Below are 15,418 nucleotides of genomic sequence, written 5' to 3'. Positions count from 1 at the left end.
GCTCACCGATGATCGAGTTCGACGGACTCACCAAGTATTACGGGCGACAGCCCGCGCTCGTCGATGTGACACTGAAAGTCCCTGCCGGAGTCGTTTTCGGCTATCTCGGGCCAAACGGCGCGGGCAAGACGACCACCATCCGAATCCTGGTCGGTCTCATGCGGCCGACCCGGGGAACTGCCCGGGTGCGCGGCGCTGACACGGTGCGCGAGCGTGAGGTCGCGCAGCGTCATATCGGTTATCTGCCTGGACAATTCGTCGCCTATCCAGATCTGACCGCCGAGCAGTATCTGCGCTACCTGGCCGCGCTGCGCGGCGGCGTCGATCCCGCTGTTCGTGACGCCATGATCGAGCGGCTGGATCTGGATCCCTCACAGCGCATCGGTGCGATGTCACACGGCAACCGGCAGAAGGTCGGCATCGTGCAGGCATTCATGTTCGAGCCGGACCTGCTAGTGCTCGATGAGCCGACAACCGGGCTCGATCCGCTGGTGCAGCGCGAATTCCTGGGCATGGTGCGCCAGGCACGCGCCGCAGGGCGGACGGTGTTCCTTTCCTCACACGTGTTGTCGGAGGTGCAGGCCGTTGCCGACACGGTGGGGATGCTGCGCGAAGGACAGCTGATCACCGTGCGGTCGGTGGCCGAGCTGACCAAGCAGGCGTTCCATCGCATCGACCTCACCTTCGCAGGCGAGCCACCGGACTCGGACGTATTGCGTGGGATCGCGGGCGTCCGGCGGGCCGAACGCAACGCCGTCGCGGTGCATGTCGAACTGGAGGGTTCGACCGCCGATTTGGTGAAGGCGGTCGCACCCTACGACGTGGTCGACATCGTCAGCCACGAACCTGATCTCGAAGAGGTCTTCCTCACCTACTACGGACAGGAGTGACGGGCCGTGTTGCGCAACGTCTATCTGAAGAGTCTGCGCGATCAGCGGCGTGGACTGATCGGTTGGAGCCTCGGCATCGTCGCGCTCGTACTGCTGGAAAGCGCGTTGTGGCCGTCGATCTCGGATATGGCGGGGCTGCGCGAATTCTTGGACAGCTACCCGGAGCCGCTGCGCAAGCTGTTCAACATGGACGCATTCGTCACTGGCACCGGATTCCTGAATGCAGAGCTGTTCAGCATGCTGCTGCCGATCCTGTTTCTGGTGTTCGCGATAAGCCGCGGCGCCCGAGCGATCGCAGGCGAAGAGGAGCGCGGCACACTCGAAGTGCTACTGGTGACCAAGCTGTCGCCGATACGTCTCGCACTGGAGCAGGCCGCGCTACTTGCCACCACGGCGGGTGCACTCGGGATCGTGCTTTTCGGTGCGCTCGTGGTGTGCTCGGCGGTCTTCGGTCTCGGCGTCGGAATCGGGGCAGCATTGACGGGTGCGCTGGCGATGGTGCTGCTCGGTGTCGAGTTCGGCTGGATCGCGCTGGCCATCGGTGCGGCGACCGGCAACCGGATCGTCGCGCTCGCAGTCGCGTCGGTGCTCGCCGTCGGCGCGTACGTGCTTTACGTGGCGAGCAAGCTGGTCGATGCCATGCAGCCGTGGGGGCCGGCGTCGCCGTTTCATCAGGCGATCGACGGCGGGCCGATGGGAGCCGGATTACCGGCGGCATATGGATATCTGGTCGCGACAGGCGCGGTGGTCCTGCTGGCCGCACTGCCGGTTTTCGACCGGCGTGATATCGCCGGAGTGTGATGTACCTCGGGGCCTCGGGATAAGGGAATTCGGTCCCGAGCGGCCATATGTCCGGTCAACCATGTTGTCGTCGACGACCGGATAATCATCGTCCGCACTCGGCTCACCTCTCGGCTCGGTTCGGCGGTCCGGCTCGCATCGCATGGTCGTCGCTGCAAGGCGGACGACTTCGACCCGATCCGGCGACTCGGGTGGTCGGTGGTGGTCACCGGACTCGCCCGCGATGTCACCGATCCCGAGCGGATCGCCGAGTTCGAGCAACGGCTGCGACCGAGGGGCGACTCTGTCACGGACACGGTGATCGAGATCGAACCGAGCATCGTCACCGGCATCGGACTCGTCCAGAACGAAAGGCAGGCATAAGCATCGGGGTCGCGATGATCACGAACCTGCTCACCGAGGACAAACCGCCGGTCTATCACCGGGAGATCGCCGAGAATTTCTCCAGCGACGGCCTTCGGCCCGCTCCTTGATGCCGAGCAGCATCTTCCGTTCCATGACCCAGCTGCCCGGTTCCATGATCAGCCAGTTGAACAGCCGAGTGGACACGGTGGCATCGGGGGTCGCGATGCGGTTGCGGCTGACCAGCCGAACGCCATTCGCCGCAGGGTAGAGCCCGAACGCCCACACCCAGCGGCCGTCTTCGGAGGCGAACACCAGCGTCCGTTCGGGGTCGAGGATCGCCACACGCATATGCGGCCCCTTGGCGCCGAGTGTGAAAGCGTCACCGACGGAGAGGCTCTGGAACTCGGGGAGAATGGTGTTCGCGCTGTGCATATCGAGGCCCAGCAGGTTCTCGATCCAGTCATAGGTATACGCACCGCCACGACCGGGTCCGAGTTGGACCAGCCACGGCCAGACCTGTTCCGGTCCCGCGGCAATGGCGATCGCCCGGGTGGCGACGATATCCGGTTCGGCAAGCAATTCGTCACCTGGCATGGTTCGTGTCACCTCGTCGCTGGTTGCGCCCCAGGTGAGGCGCCATCGGCGCGCGATCACCTGGGAGCCGACCGCGAGTCCCGCCGCATATGTCGCGATCCCGATCGCGCATGCCGTCGTTGTTTTCATACTCGATACGTTCCGCCGAATCACGGTGGGGGCACAGGGCACTTCGGCAGCGAGGGCAACGACCTTTGTCGCATGCGCGTTGCCCATACAAGGTGCCGCGACCGCCTGCGAAACCAGTGGTACCTCCCATGTTCGTCCGCCCCCGTCGAGCCCTTCGGTGCGTGCCCGAAGTCTTTGGTATTGGGCCAAGACCAGATTCCAGCGGCCCGGGCCAGCGCTAGTCGCGCCGCCGCACCACCGCGCGTCACGACACCCGCAGTGGTCGAGGGCGATGCCGGCTGTCGGTCGGCAAGGCGTCTTTCGTTGTCCAGCAGGCTGATTCGCTACGTTCGGGGCTCGGTGTAGACATCGGCGACTGGGCGGCGAGGGGTTGGCGGGGGTTCGGTGTCGTCGGGGGAAGTGCCCACGCGGATCACGACTTGAGGTAGTGCGGGGTGAGGGAGGAAGCCCGCGATCGTCGTGCGGCCGGTCGGGAGTTCGGTGATGTGGGTGAGCGCGCAGGTTGCCAGTCCGGCTGCGGTGCAGGCCAACAGCACAGCCGACAGCGCCTCACCGGTGTGGAGCCACGCCGGTTTAGATTCGCTTGCCGAGCTCAGTACCACCAGTCTGGAGCGGTCATCCAGCGCGGCTCGGCGGGTCGAGTGCGGCACCGAGGGGAACGTGCGTGCGACGTCGACGTGGGCGGATTCGGCATCTGAGGGCAGGGCGTTCGGCGGAACACCCTCCGGCATGTCGTGATGACCGGCCCACCACTGCAGTTCGGTTTGATACATCATGTCGTACTGGCGAGTGGCTGACGAGTGGTCCGAAGCAGCGGCCACCCGTTGTCTGGCGTCATCGTCGAGCACGTCGAGTTCGATGTCGTGCGGTGAGGTCAGCATCCGCAGTTCAGGCAGAATCCGCGCGAAACCGTCCGGCTCGAGCATCGGCAGCCGGTCGGTGTATCGATGGTCGATGGCGCGTGCTCGCTCGGCGATTCCGGCGGGCGGGTCGGGCCACGGGCGGAAGTCGATGGCAGCCAGGTGCCAGGGCTGAGCCGGGTCGGGCATACGCACGGTATCGGTGTGCCAGCCGTGTGCGGCGAACGCGGTGCGAGCGTGATGGAGTGCGGCACCGCAACTGATCACCAACTGCCGCGCGTTCGGGTCGGCCGAGGTCAGGCACCGATCTATATCGGCGTACAAATGCAGTCGGGTGCCATCGAACACCCAGCGCCAAGGCTGGGTGTTGTGCACTGAGGGTGCTCGGCCGGCGAGGCGGATCGCCGCCAGCATCGTCCGATGATCCGGTACGGAGGTTACGGAAGAACTGTGGCTTGCGGTCATGGTGTCGAGTCTCGTCCGGTCGGGTGCTACGGAATATGGGCCTTCCGCCTGTTGCGGCGGGCCGATGGTCACCCGTGGCGGGTGACCGGAGACATCGGTGCTGTCCGGCAGGGGTTCAGTCTTCCTGGCGGGCGATGATGATCGGGATGTCGGCGCCGTGCAGTACGGCTTGGCCGACCGAACCGAGGGTCATGCCGGGGAATCCGCCGCGGCCGTGGCTGCCGACGACGATCAGTTGCGCGTGCTCGGACTCGGCGAGCAGCCGTCTGGCGGGGTGATCTTCGACAACCACGCGCCGCACTATGACATCGGGATACTGTTCGGCGAATCCGGCCAGGCTCTCGGCTAGCACTCCTGCCGCCTGTTCCTGGAGTTCGGTGCGAGACAGGTACCGGTTGAACTCCGACCAGGTGTGCACGGCCACCAGTTCGACCCCGCGGTGGGATGCCTCGTCGAAGGCGATCGCGATGGCGGCCATGCTGCATGGTGATCCGTCGACGCCGACTACCACACCACCGGAGAGCCGATCGGGCATGCGGTTGTCGGTCGCGGGGACAGCCACCACCGGGCATTGCGCGTGCCGAGCCAGTGCGGTGCTCACCGAACCGAGCAGCCCACGCCGGAAAGCACCTTTGCCCGTTGTGCCGACCACAAGCAGCCGTGCCTCCTTCGAACGGTTCACCAGTACCGGAATCGGCGGCGCTTCGACGACGAAGGTGGAGATAACAGCATCATCGACGAGCGTGGCGGCCTCGGCCGCGGACTTCTCAGCGGTAGTGAGAGTTTCGGCGCTGGCCTCGCGGAAAGCATCATCGATGATCGGCGCGAAGCCGAGACCCGGTCCATAGTCGATCGGCTGCCCGATCGCCGAAACCAAGTGCAAGGGGGTGTGATGTGCGGCTGCCTCGGCAGCGGCCCAGCGCACCGCACCAGCGGCGGCACGGGAACCGTCGACACCGACGACGATCGGCGGATTGATCTTGGAACCGCACATGATTTGCCTTGCCTTCCAATGGATTCGGTGCGGTAGCCGACTATCGTGAGGGCCCCCGTCCGGGCGGATCGACGGGTCCACGCTCTCCACCTCGATAACGGGCTCGAGGCTTCGTCAACCTCCGATATCGGAGTCATCGGCGCACCGTCCTCAGCATGGGTTCGAACGCACCGCGATCCATAGTGTCGAACGGCACCGGGCGAAGGGTATTTCGGCCATCTGGAACCCGATGCGGCATCGGCCGTCCGAACATGGTCGGTCGGCGCGATTACCGGGCCTTTCGGCCCTTTCTGTGGCCTGCCTTGGTTTGCGAGCGTGACATGCACATCCCCACCGATGCGGAGAACTCGAGATGCCGACCCGACACCCTGATCCCAACACCTTGTTTGCCGCTCTCACTCGCGGTGCGTGCGCCGTCGGTGCACAGCACCCGGCCATGGCAGTGGCGGGCCGGCGATAAGTCGGTGTACTTCGGCACTCATGCGGCCGCGCAAGGCGTTCTCGCGCGGAACGCCGCTGTCGCCGTCGAAAGGAGAAGATCATGTATTGGCACGAGGGAGCAATGAACGGCTGGATGTTCGTCGTGATGCTGCTCATCGTCATCCCGCTGTGGTTCGCCGTGATCGCCGCGATCGTCGTGGTGCTGCGCGCATCGAGCAGCCCTTCTCGATATTCGCTCCGGCCCACCGGAAATCGCTCGCCCGCAGGCATTTTGGCTGAGCGGTTCGCGACCGGTGAACTCGACGAGACCGAATATCGACGTAGGCTTGCGGTGCTCGGTGGTGATGCCCCGACCGGAGAGGTGCGCTCACCGGCTGGCGTCGACATTCACGAACAGGACCGACCATGATGGAGGGCACCGATCCGTCACACTCTGCGATCGATGCTCCCATCGTGGTCGCCGTAGACGGCTCGGCCATTTCCTATCACGCCGCAGCATGGGCGGCGGTAGACGCCGCAGTTCATCGCTGCCACCTGGAGATCGTGATGTCGTACACGGTCCCGTTCGGATTCGGCCCGACCGCGGCACCACCCGACGATGTGCGTCGGATGCGCACCGAAGCCGAGCGGGTACTCACCGAAGCAACCTGGGCGGCGCGGGCGGCGGCGCCGGACGACGTGCTCGCCATATCCACTTCGATGCTTGGTCAGCCGGTTATTCCTTGGCTGATCGAGCGGTCGAAGCGGGCCAGGATGTTGGTTGTCGGCAGCCGTGGGCTCGGTGCAGTACGTCGCGAGGTACTCGGCTCGGTGGCCCTCGCGGTGACCCGGCACGCGCACTGTCCGGTCACCGTGGTGCACACCACCTCGGCCACCGACGCGATATCGGCATGCAAACCGGTCCTGGTCGGTGTCGACGGAACCCAGAACAGCGTGGCGGGCATCGAACTGGCCTTCGAGGAGGCATCACGGCGCAAGGTGGGTCTTATCGCCCTGCACTCCTGGAGAGACACGAGCGGCCCGCAGCTGCCCGCGTTCGATTGGGGCGGCATCGAGGACGCAGAAGACGCACTGCTCGCCGAGAGCCTGGCCGGCTGGGTGGAACGGTATCCAGATGTCTCCGTTCGCCGAGTTCTTGTATGCGACCAGCCGGCTCGTTCGTTGCTGAAGGAATCCGAGAACGCACAGCTGGTTGTGGTCGGCAGCCATGGACGCGGCGGCTTCGCCGGCATGCTTGTCGGTTCGACCAGCGCCGCGTTGTTGCATTCGGTGCAATGCCCTCTCACCGTGGTACGCGAGCGCTGAGATAGCTCGCACCCATTACGCGACGTAAAGGGCGATCGTGGTATGCCGCGTAGCTCGCCATCTCAGCTGAGCCAGCAGCGGCGGGTTCGTTGCCGGGCAGGGCAGTCCGCGGGTGGTTGTCGTGTCCAGGCACCACTGGTCCGGTGGGACGGCGGCGCGGACAGCATCGATGTGGGCGCCGCAGCCGGATCAGGTGGTTTGCCGCACCGATACCCGGCGGCCATCCTCGGAAGCGAACACCAGGGGACGTTCCAGGTCGAGGAGTGCCACTCGTGGCGAGTGCCGCCGTGGCCTTCTTTTGTGGCGTCATACACTTCGGGATCCATCTCACGGCCACGCAGGATCGCCACGCCCCACCACAACAGCCGGACCGCAAGACCGAAGTAGATCAGGACGGCGATGTATAACAAGTCCGCGCCGTAGTCGTGGGCCCAATCGGGCAGCAGCACGACAAATGCCACGAGCATCCCGATCAGCATGATCGAGGCCATCACCACAGCGGGAACCGCCAGCGGCAAGGCATCCGGGTCTGGTGCACTGCGGGGAAACAGACGGGGTGACATAGCAAACAGCCTGCTCGAGCGGTTGATCTGACGCGAGGGCACTGCTACCCGCAAGCGAGGGGCGAATGTCCCTGTGTCGGTGTGGCCTCAGTCCACCTGGTCGGTGGAAGTGGGCATATCGAGTATCTCGGCGAGCGGGCGGCGCGGCGTCTCCGGGGCGTTCTGCGCGGATTCGGGCGCCGAGCCGACACGGACCAGCACTTGCGGCAAGCCGGAGCCATCGATCAGCGTGCGGACAAGTGCGCGGCTCTGTGGTACTTCGGACATGTGGGTCAGGGGGCACGTCGCGTATCCCGCGAGGGTGCATTCCAGCAGTACCGTGGACAGCACCTCGCCACAGCGCACCAGTTCGTCGGGGGTGTCGCCGTGGGTGGAGAGCACGAGTATCACCGAATGGTCGGCGGTCGTCTCACCGCGACGTGGTGCCCCGGTGGCTGTGGGGAACTGGCGGCCTACGTTGACTCGTTGACGTTCCTCCGAGGAGATGAGCGCTTCGCGGGGGACGCCGGCATTGCCGATGACGTGGCCGGTCCACCACTGTAGTTCGGCGTGGTAGCCGGCGTCGTAGCGGCGCAGGGATGCGGTCATCTCCGAGGCGCGGGCCAGGGCGGGGCGGCTGTCGTCGTGCAGCACGTCGAGGGTGGCGTCGGCCTGATCGAAGGTGCTCCGCAATATGGGTTCGAAATCGGACCATCCGGTGGGTTCCGCGAACGGCAGCCGGTCGGTGTGCCGGCGCCGGATGGCGTCGGCACGGGTGCGGTCGGCATCTGTCACGAAGTGTGCCGGATGGAACGTGATGGCGGCCAAGTGATCGCGACGGTTCGGGTTCGGGAAACGGGCGACGTGAATACGCCAACCGGCCGCGGACATGGCCGCACGGAAATGGCCCAGCGTGATACCACAGCTGATCAGCATCTGGCGGCCGGAAGGGTCGGTGGCCGGGAGTCTGCGTTCGGGTACGGCGAACAGCTGTAGCGTGTGGCCGTCGAATGTCCAGTGCCAGGGCTGGCTGTTGTGCAGCGACGGCGCCCGGCCAGCGAGCAGGACGGCCGTCTCGATGGTTTCTCCGGTGGGTAGCTGATTCATATCGCTGACCGTATGTCTGCCACGCCGATGGAGGAGGAGTCGTTGGTCCCGGATCTTGTCGCTGGGTGGCCCCTACGCCCGGCGGCTTTTGCGGACTTTTGCCCCTGGACGGGACGGATCGGCTCGTTCAGGCTGGTAGACGTGGGCAACGGTGCGCCGGGGATACTCGGTCCTGCCCGAGCCACGCGAGGCTCAGGTTTCGCGCGGACGCGCAAAAATCAGCGCACGGCTGGAAGCGACGAGCACTCGAAGGCGGGCTCACACGGAGGCTGCGGTTTCCGCGTCGGCCACTTGCAATGATGATGTGCAGTTGCTTCAGAGCATGGATTCACGCTCGCCCGTCAAGCATGGTGCATGATGCGATCGAGTTCGGTATGGGCGATCCGACCCGCCCAAACACGGGCGCGGTCCAGCTCGCCCGGCGCGAGCGGGCCGGTCGTGTCTTCGACGAGGAAATCTACTGGCTGGTCGGCGAGGGTATAGCCCAAGCGCCACAGCCGTTTTGCGATACCGCGTGCGGCCGAGCCCGGCAACCAGGGAGGTGTGGCGACTTTGGTCCCGAACGCCAAGGCGCGGTGGCCGGGTGACACCAGCGGCGCGGCCTCGAGCCATTCCCGTATGCCGATGTCGATCGCGATCGGCGCGTCGGTGAGCTTGGCGGCGTCGCGGCGCGTCTGCGGGCGGCTGAGCCCGAAGGCGTGGGTGGGTCCGCCGACCACGAGCAGGTGCACCGCCAGGGCAGGCACTTCGGCCGCAGCCACCACGTTCAGCATTTCCACCTCGGCATGCTCGAGCAGCCCTTGTGCGATGGCTTCCGCGACCGCCGCGGTGTTGCCGAACATCGACTCGTAGACAACTCGTGCACGCATAGTTGGCTCCTCTGCGTTGCGCACCGTGGAACCCGAGAATTACGACGTTACGGCGAGCGAAAGTAGGCGCACAGAGCCGAACCGACACTTGCCGTGGGACCTTCGCCCTGTGATCGAGATGCCTTTCTGGGTGACCGACTCCGATTCGGGCCGTCCTCCCGGCAGTCGATAGGCGACGCTGGCACATCTGCTGACCGGAATCCAGCAATTCGAGGATTGCCAGCAGGTAGTTGCGGTCGGATCTGCTCGCGGGTGTCACGCGTACCGCGTACCTTTGTCCCGCAGTTCATGGCCTGACCCTGGCCTTCACCTCCGAGGCCGGGTCGCGGGCTCGGCTCGTCGCAATTCCCGCACGACGGCATCGACCGCGCGCGGAACGGCGTCTGCGACTGGCTCGGACAATCCGACACCCAGCTCGAGACACGCCACGTCTACGGCGATGACGACGATCCTGCCTGGGAGTCGGCCGAGGGCGCGGCCCAGTGGCAGCGCGTCATGGATGCCGAGAGTGTGGGAAGAAGCGGCGGTGCCGGCGTGCCGGAGGAGGTCGATGTCGGTGCGGCGGACCCGGCCGGGAACCGAAGATTCGCAGCGTACAGCGTCGATCAGCACGGCAAGCTCCACATCTGCCCACATATCCAGGAGACTCGTGGGCTCGCCGTCGGAGATGGTTACGAAAACTCCTGGGATGTCGAGTTTTTCGATTCGGGAAGCGACAGCCGAACCGACTCCGTCATCGCTGCGGTACTCGTTGCCGACGCCGATGACGACGGCCCAGGGCCCGGTCATCGGCGCACCACGTCGATGTCCAGGAAGTGCGCCGAGCAGGAGATGCAGGGATCGTAGTTACGGATCGTGCGTTCACAGACGGCGGCCAGCGCGGCGTCGTCGAGGTCGAGATTTTCCGAGACGGCGCGCCGCAGATCGTCCTCCATAGCCGCCTGGTTCTGGGATGTCGGTGGGATGATCGTGGCCGAGCGCACGATTCCCTGATCGTCGATGTCGTAATGGTGGTAGAGCAAACCGCGTGGCGCTTCGCTCACGCCGTGGCCGGTTCCGGCGCGGGGCTCGACCGGAACCGCGGTACGGGAGGGGCGTTCGTATTCGGCGATGAGCGTGAGCGCCTCTTCGATGGCGTAGACGACTTCGACCGCGCGCACCAGGATGCTGCGGAACGGGTTACGGCATTCGGCGCCGAGTCCGATCTCGACCGCGACCTGTCGGGCGATCGGCGACAGCTGGTGGTAGTTCAGCGTGTACCGCGCCAGTGGTCCGGTGAGGTATCGCTCGCCGTCGAGCATGGCGTGCAAGGCGGTGGAGTGCGCTACCTGGTGTTCCCGCACGTGAGCGGGAAGATCGGCCGCAGCGAACCGAAGCCCGGTGCTGGTGTGCACATCCCCGTTGTCGATGGCGTAGCGGCCCGGTTCGGTCGCGGCAAGCAGTTCATACTCGAGTTCCTGCTCGGGAAATTCGAGTTTCGCCGCCCAGCGCGCGGTATCCACCGCGTAATCTCGTGCACGGCATAGTAGTTCGGTCACGGGAGCAAAATCGGCGGGTTCTGGGACCGAGTAGAAGCCGCCGAGCCGGATATTGACGGGATGGATGGCCCGGCCGCCGAGGAGTTCGAGCAGCGCATTGCCCGCTTTCTTCATCGCCAACCCCTGCTCGACCAGGGCGCGATGGTCGGCGGCGAGCGCGATCGCGTCCGGGTAGCCGAGGAAGTCCGGAATGTGCAGCAGATAAATATGCAAGGAGTGGCTGGAAATCCATTCGCCGCAGTACAACAGACGCCGCAGGTCGGCCAGTGGCCGGTCCAACTCCGCACCACAGAGTTGTTCCAGTGCGTTGCACGCGCTGGTCTGGTAGGCCACCGGACAGATCCCGCAGACTCTCGAGGTGATATCGGGCGGTTCGGTGTAGGCGCGGCCGCGAAGGAATGCCTCGAAGAATCGCGGTGGCTCGTAGATGCTCAGTTCCGCGCTTTCGACGTGCCCATCCGTGACGACCACGCGCAGCGCGCCCTCGCCTTCGACGCGAGCTAGCGAGCCGACCTTCAGCTCCCTACGATGACTCATCGCCGCCCCTGTTCGCGAAGCCTGGCGCGGCCGCGGCGTATGTGGCGAAAACGCGGTCGATGTCACCGGTGTCCATGCCGTTGACGCGCAGGATAGGAAGCAGCGCGTGGATGTTGGGATTGGCCATCGGGCCGAAACAACCGAAGCAGCCACGATGGTATGCCGGGCACAAGGCGCCACATCCAGCCTGTGTGACCGGCCCCAGGCAGGGGATTCCCTCGGCGACGGTCACACAGGTTGTACCGCGGCGTTTGCACTCGGTACAGACGCTGGTGTTCGGTATGTCCGGCGACCGGCCGGCCAGGAACGCACACAGGGTGTCGAGCAGTTGGCGGCGGTCGATCGGACAGCCACGCAGCTCGAAGTCCACGGGTACGTGCGCCGAAATCGGGGTGGAGGTGGCGAGTGTGGCGATGTGCTCCGGGCTGGCGTAGACCACAGACGTGAATTCGGTGACGTCGGCGAAATTGCGCAGCGCCTGGATGCCGCCGTGCGTTGCACATGCCCCGATCGCTACCAGAATCCTGGATTGCTCGCGGATCTCGGTGATCCGGTGCAGCTCTTCCTGCGTGGTGATCGAGCCTTCGACCAGTGAAACATCGTACGGTCCCGGCTCCATGACGCTGGAAGCTTCCACGAAGTGAGTGATGCGGAGGCGGCCCGCGAGGGTGAGTAGCTCGTCCTCGCAGTCGAGCAGAGTGAGCTGGCAACCGTCACAGGAAGTGAACTTCCAGACGGCGAGCGTCGGTGGCTTCGTCATAGTTCTCGCACCGCCAGTAGTGGTTCGGCCACTGCGTAGTCGACGATGGGGCCGTCGCGACACAGCAGCAGCGTGCCGAGCTGGCAGTGCCCACATCGCGCGACACCGCACTGCATATTGCGCTCCAGCGACACTTGGATATCGGTGGCGGGAATCCCCTTGCGCAGCAGGGTCTGCGCGCAAAAGCGCATCATCGGTTCCGGACCGCACAGGAACGCTGTGGCGCGGCCGGGTTCGAATGTCAGGTGGGCCAGTGGCTCGGTGACGAAGCCGACTCGGCCTCCCCAGTTCGGCGCGGGGTGGTCGACGGTCTGATGTAGTTCGATGGAACCGGTCGTCGTCCACAGATCTTGCTCACGGCGGAACAAAATGTCCGCCGGGGTGCGGGCTCCACTGATCACCACGATCCGCCGGTAGTCGCCGCGTGCCGCGATCGCGGCGAGCACAACCGGCCGCAGCGGTGCCAGCCCGATGCCTCCGCCGACGATGACGAGGTCTCCTCCGACCGCCGACGCCAGATCCCATCCGGTGCCGAACGGTCCACGCACACCGATCACGCCGCCGATATCGGTGTCGTGCAGTGCGCCGCTGACCGCGCCGACCACCCGGATCGTGTGCTCCAAGCGATCGTCGCCGGCCGCAGGGTTCCCGCTGATCGAGATCGCGACCTCACCCACCCCGAAGCTGTAGAGCATCATGAACTGCCCGGCCCGAAACCGTTGCGCCGCATCTCGTACCGGTTCCAGGTGCAGTGTCACGGTGTCGGGAGTTTGCGGGGTGCGGCCGACGACTCGATAGGGCAGCATGGTGTCCCCGGACGGTGCCGTGCGGACCTGCGTGCCGACGCTCATCGGCCACCTCGCCCCACCGCGATGCGGGGTGGACCGGCGGTGCACGTTTCGGCGGGGTTCCGGTAGAGGTCGAGCAGCCTGGCCCGGGTGGCTTGCAGTCTGTCAAGGAGCGCCTCGAACAGCGTCAGAGTCAGCGCATGGCCGAAACGCGGATCTGCGGCAGCGAACTCGGCCAGCGTCTCGGCATCGAATTCGACCGCGTCCACCGGTTCAGTGGTCACGGCCCCGAAATGCCACCGGTATGGCGGCACCAGCCACGACCAACCGAGCAAGTCTCCGCTGCCGAGGGTCTGGACGACGACCTCACCTTGCCCCGGCACCTGCGCGTCCAGCAGTATCTGCCCGTCACGGATCAGCCAGCACCGCTGTGCCACTTGACCTTCCACGATGATGCGATGCCCGGCGGGGAACGACACATAACGCCCGGCCTGGGCTAGCGTGCTCAGGTCTCTGCGGCTCAGTCTGTCCAAGCGCGCGAAGGCGGACAACTCATCACTGGTGGGCATGATCGGATTCCTCGGCGAGCTCGGCGAGCCGGGTCACCTCAGCCGTCAGGTCTATCTCGGCTGGGCACCAGGCGATGCACCGTCCGCAGCCGACGCATCCCGAGCTGCCGAATTGGTCATACCAGGTGCTGAGTTTGTGACTGATCCATTGCCGGTAGCGGCTTTCGCCGGATTGTCGCACGCTGCCGCCATGCAGGTTGGAGAAGTCCAGTTCGAAGCACGACGACCAGTGCTCCCAGCGCTCGGCATGATCGCCGGTGAGGTCGGTGACGTCCTCGGTAGTGGTGCAGAAACAGGTGGGGCACACCATGGTGCAGTTTCCGCAGGTGAGGCAGCGGCTGGCGACGTCCTGCCAGTGTGGGGACTCACGGGAGTCGCGAAGCAGTGCGCGAATGTCGACCTCGGGCATCGCCCGGCCCATCCTGTCGGATGCCGCGGACACCGCCGCACGGGCCTGCATAACCTCCGCTGCGTCGGCCGAACGCGCCGTGAGTTCGGCGAGGATCTCGGCGCCGTCTTCGCTACCCACGTCGACGAGGAATCGGTGCCCCTCGGCGTCGACGCGCTCGGTGAGAGCGAGATCGTATCCGGCCGACACTCCGGGGCCGGTGCCCATCGACGCGCAGAAGCACACCCCGCCCGGCTCGGTGCAGTTCACGGCGACGACGAAGAGATCTTTCCGGCGGGCGGTGAACGAGGAGTCGGGATGCGCCCCGCCACCGAGTACCCGCCCCAGGATCGCGATCGAGGCCAAATCGCAGCCGCGGACGCCGAGAAACGCGGAGCGCGCCGGAACATCCTCGACGGGTTCGGTCTGCAGGTCTGGTCCGATATCGAGAACTTTGCGGCGCGGCGGATGCAAGAACTGCTTCCAGGACCCGGGGCCAGCCGAATGCGCGAACACCGCCTCGTCGGTTCGGCGATGTAACCGATACCGTCCGGGCGCGGTCTCCACGCCCCACCCCGCGGGAAGCCGCGCGCCCGACTCCAGTTCGCCGAGCACGATCGCCCCGTCGCGCACTTGCGGACCGATGACCCGGTATCCGTGCTCACGCAGCACATCCACCAGGCGATCCAGACCAACGCGATCGATGACCATACTGTCATTGGGCATTATCAAGGCCTCTGCTCGGTCGGGTGTAGCCGTCCGGTTTCGAGTCTGGCCGGAGTACGAGACGCGCCGCGAGGGACTAAGGTCCCGAATGGCGATGGCCGACGGCATCGGTGCTGGCAGGGACGCTGATCTCGAGGTGCCGCCGGTCTGGGGCGGTTACCCCGGTGTCGGGTCGGTGCCCAGGTTGAGCCGATTGACGCCGGAGCGCTGCCGAACGTCGACGCGTGGATCAACCACGGTCCGCCTGACCCCCGCCCGGCCCGAGCGGTGACTCGTCCTCGCGCTCGCACACCACCCGTGTCTTCGTGCCGAGTGGGTCCCACTGCTTGTCACTGCACGAGGACGGATACGCCGGACACCGCAACGGCGACTGGCCATGGGCTGGGCAGGACGAACACAGACTCGGCAATACTGACACACGAACTCCTGGCAGAACATGGTCTCGACAACCGGTGATCTACCAGGAGTTCTTCATGTCCGAACTACACCACGCCGGACCGAACACCGTTCACCCGCAACCACATCGCCGACCCGGCACCACCGAACCCGGCATGGCCGAATCCACCGATAACTCACCACCACCGACAGCTGACGACAGTTCCCGGACGCTCACTAAGTCACGCGATGGTGACCCGCCCGACCCATCTAGGTAGGTAGTTGCGTACCTTGCCGATGTGGGTTGGCTACCTATGCGACGAGGGTAAGAGGTGTCGGCGGGCACAGGTGTCGGTTGGGTGCGTTCCACCGCGCGGTTGATGCCCGTCAGCGAC

The 15,418-nt window shown here is 65.6% G+C and carries 17 protein-coding genes; 5 read left to right on the top strand and 12 right to left on the bottom strand.

The features are described from left to right. Nucleotides 1-8: 8 nt before the first annotated feature. The 3 genes from ACLMAL_RS21070 to ACLMAL_RS21060 are packed head-to-tail and all read left to right on the top strand — an operon-like array spanning nucleotide 9 to nucleotide 2,054. Nucleotides 9-890 carry an ABC transporter ATP-binding protein gene (locus ACLMAL_RS21070; protein WP_412000640.1) on the top strand — a complete coding sequence of 294 codons (882 nt, stop codon included), beginning with the start codon at nucleotides 9-11 and terminating at the stop codon, nucleotides 888-890. Between the two features lie 6 nt (nucleotides 891-896). After that, nucleotides 897-1,691 (top strand): ABC transporter permease subunit, encoded by a 795-nt coding sequence (locus tag ACLMAL_RS21065; RefSeq protein WP_412000639.1) that lies wholly within the window; start codon nucleotides 897-899, stop codon nucleotides 1,689-1,691. A gap of 27 nt (nucleotides 1,692-1,718) precedes the next feature. Further along, the gene (locus tag ACLMAL_RS21060; RefSeq protein WP_412000742.1) at nucleotides 1,719-2,054 is read left to right on the top strand and encodes a pyridoxamine 5'-phosphate oxidase family protein; all 336 of its coding nucleotides are present in this window, start codon (nucleotides 1,719-1,721) and stop codon (nucleotides 2,052-2,054) included. Nucleotides 2,055-2,084: 30 nt separating this feature from the next. Here ACLMAL_RS21060 and ACLMAL_RS21055 read toward each other — a convergent pair whose 3' ends face one another. The 3 genes from ACLMAL_RS21055 to ACLMAL_RS21045 all read right to left on the bottom strand — a co-directional run bounded on the left by ACLMAL_RS21055 (nucleotide 2,085) and on the right by ACLMAL_RS21045 (nucleotide 5,078). Continuing rightward, entirely contained in the window at nucleotides 2,085-2,759 is a 675-nt protein-coding gene (locus tag ACLMAL_RS21055) for an SRPBCC family protein (RefSeq protein ID WP_412000638.1), read from the bottom strand. Nucleotides 2,760-3,082: 323 nt separating this feature from the next. Then, nucleotides 3,083-4,033: an Acg family FMN-binding oxidoreductase gene (locus ACLMAL_RS21050; protein ID WP_412000637.1), complete on the bottom strand. Its 951-nt coding sequence runs from the start codon at nucleotides 4,031-4,033 to the stop codon at nucleotides 3,083-3,085. 166 nt (nucleotides 4,034-4,199) lie between these two features. Continuing rightward, nucleotides 4,200-5,078, bottom strand: coding sequence for a universal stress protein (locus ACLMAL_RS21045; protein WP_412000636.1), 879 nt, complete (start codon nucleotides 5,076-5,078; stop codon nucleotides 4,200-4,202). A 541-nt stretch (nucleotides 5,079-5,619) separates the two neighbouring features. Between ACLMAL_RS21045 and ACLMAL_RS21040 the strand changes: the two genes are divergently transcribed. Continuing rightward, the gene (locus ACLMAL_RS21040) at nucleotides 5,620-5,928 is read left to right on the top strand and encodes an SHOCT domain-containing protein (RefSeq protein WP_412000635.1); all 309 of its coding nucleotides are present in this window, start codon (nucleotides 5,620-5,622) and stop codon (nucleotides 5,926-5,928) included. Continuing rightward, nucleotides 5,925-6,824, top strand: a complete 900-nt coding sequence (locus ACLMAL_RS21035) for a universal stress protein (protein ID WP_412000634.1) — start codon at nucleotides 5,925-5,927, stop codon at nucleotides 6,822-6,824. The genes ACLMAL_RS21040 and ACLMAL_RS21035 overlap by 4 nt, the downstream gene beginning before the upstream one ends. Before the next feature lie 62 nt (nucleotides 6,825-6,886). On the opposite strand, the gene ACLMAL_RS21030 is transcribed toward ACLMAL_RS21035, so the two are convergent. From ACLMAL_RS21030 to ACLMAL_RS20990, 9 genes are all read right to left on the bottom strand, one after another. Continuing rightward, entirely contained in the window at nucleotides 6,887-7,387 is a 501-nt protein-coding gene (locus ACLMAL_RS21030) for a hypothetical protein (RefSeq protein ID WP_412000633.1), read from the bottom strand. An 87-nt stretch (nucleotides 7,388-7,474) separates the two neighbouring features. Beyond that, a complete protein-coding gene (locus ACLMAL_RS21025) occupies nucleotides 7,475-8,473 on the bottom strand; it encodes an Acg family FMN-binding oxidoreductase (protein ID WP_412000632.1) in 999 nt (332 codons plus the stop codon). A gap of 341 nt (nucleotides 8,474-8,814) precedes the next feature. Beyond that, nucleotides 8,815-9,342: a flavodoxin family protein gene (locus tag ACLMAL_RS21020; RefSeq protein ID WP_412000631.1), complete on the bottom strand. Its 528-nt coding sequence runs from the start codon at nucleotides 9,340-9,342 to the stop codon at nucleotides 8,815-8,817. A 306-nt stretch (nucleotides 9,343-9,648) separates the two neighbouring features. Further along, nucleotides 9,649-10,131: a hydrogenase maturation protease gene (locus tag ACLMAL_RS21015; protein WP_328401523.1), complete on the bottom strand. Its 483-nt coding sequence runs from the start codon at nucleotides 10,129-10,131 to the stop codon at nucleotides 9,649-9,651. After that, the gene (locus ACLMAL_RS21010; RefSeq protein WP_412000630.1) at nucleotides 10,128-11,417 is read right to left on the bottom strand and encodes a Ni/Fe hydrogenase subunit alpha; all 1,290 of its coding nucleotides are present in this window, start codon (nucleotides 11,415-11,417) and stop codon (nucleotides 10,128-10,130) included. Before ACLMAL_RS21010 ends, ACLMAL_RS21015 begins: the two co-directional genes overlap by 4 nt. Then, nucleotides 11,404-12,177 (bottom strand): oxidoreductase, encoded by a 774-nt coding sequence (locus ACLMAL_RS21005; protein ID WP_412000629.1) that lies wholly within the window; start codon nucleotides 12,175-12,177, stop codon nucleotides 11,404-11,406. Before ACLMAL_RS21005 ends, ACLMAL_RS21010 begins: the two co-directional genes overlap by 14 nt. After that, the gene (locus ACLMAL_RS21000) at nucleotides 12,174-13,028 is read right to left on the bottom strand and encodes an FAD/NAD(P)-binding protein (RefSeq protein WP_412000628.1); all 855 of its coding nucleotides are present in this window, start codon (nucleotides 13,026-13,028) and stop codon (nucleotides 12,174-12,176) included. Before ACLMAL_RS21000 ends, ACLMAL_RS21005 begins: the two co-directional genes overlap by 4 nt. Continuing rightward, entirely contained in the window at nucleotides 13,025-13,534 is a 510-nt protein-coding gene (locus ACLMAL_RS20995) for a Crp/Fnr family transcriptional regulator (RefSeq protein WP_412000627.1), read from the bottom strand. Before ACLMAL_RS20995 ends, ACLMAL_RS21000 begins: the two co-directional genes overlap by 4 nt. Then, a complete protein-coding gene (locus tag ACLMAL_RS20990; RefSeq protein WP_412000626.1) occupies nucleotides 13,521-14,648 on the bottom strand; it encodes a 4Fe-4S dicluster domain-containing protein in 1,128 nt (375 codons plus the stop codon). Before ACLMAL_RS20990 ends, ACLMAL_RS20995 begins: the two co-directional genes overlap by 14 nt. Between the last annotated feature and the right edge of the window lie 770 nt (nucleotides 14,649-15,418).

Source organism: Nocardia sp. CWNU-33 (assembly GCF_046764895.1).
Taxonomy (GTDB): domain Bacteria; phylum Actinomycetota; class Actinomycetes; order Mycobacteriales; family Mycobacteriaceae; genus Nocardia.
Note: the sequence above shows the minus strand (reverse complement) of the source record. Positions and strands in the feature narration are given on the sequence as shown.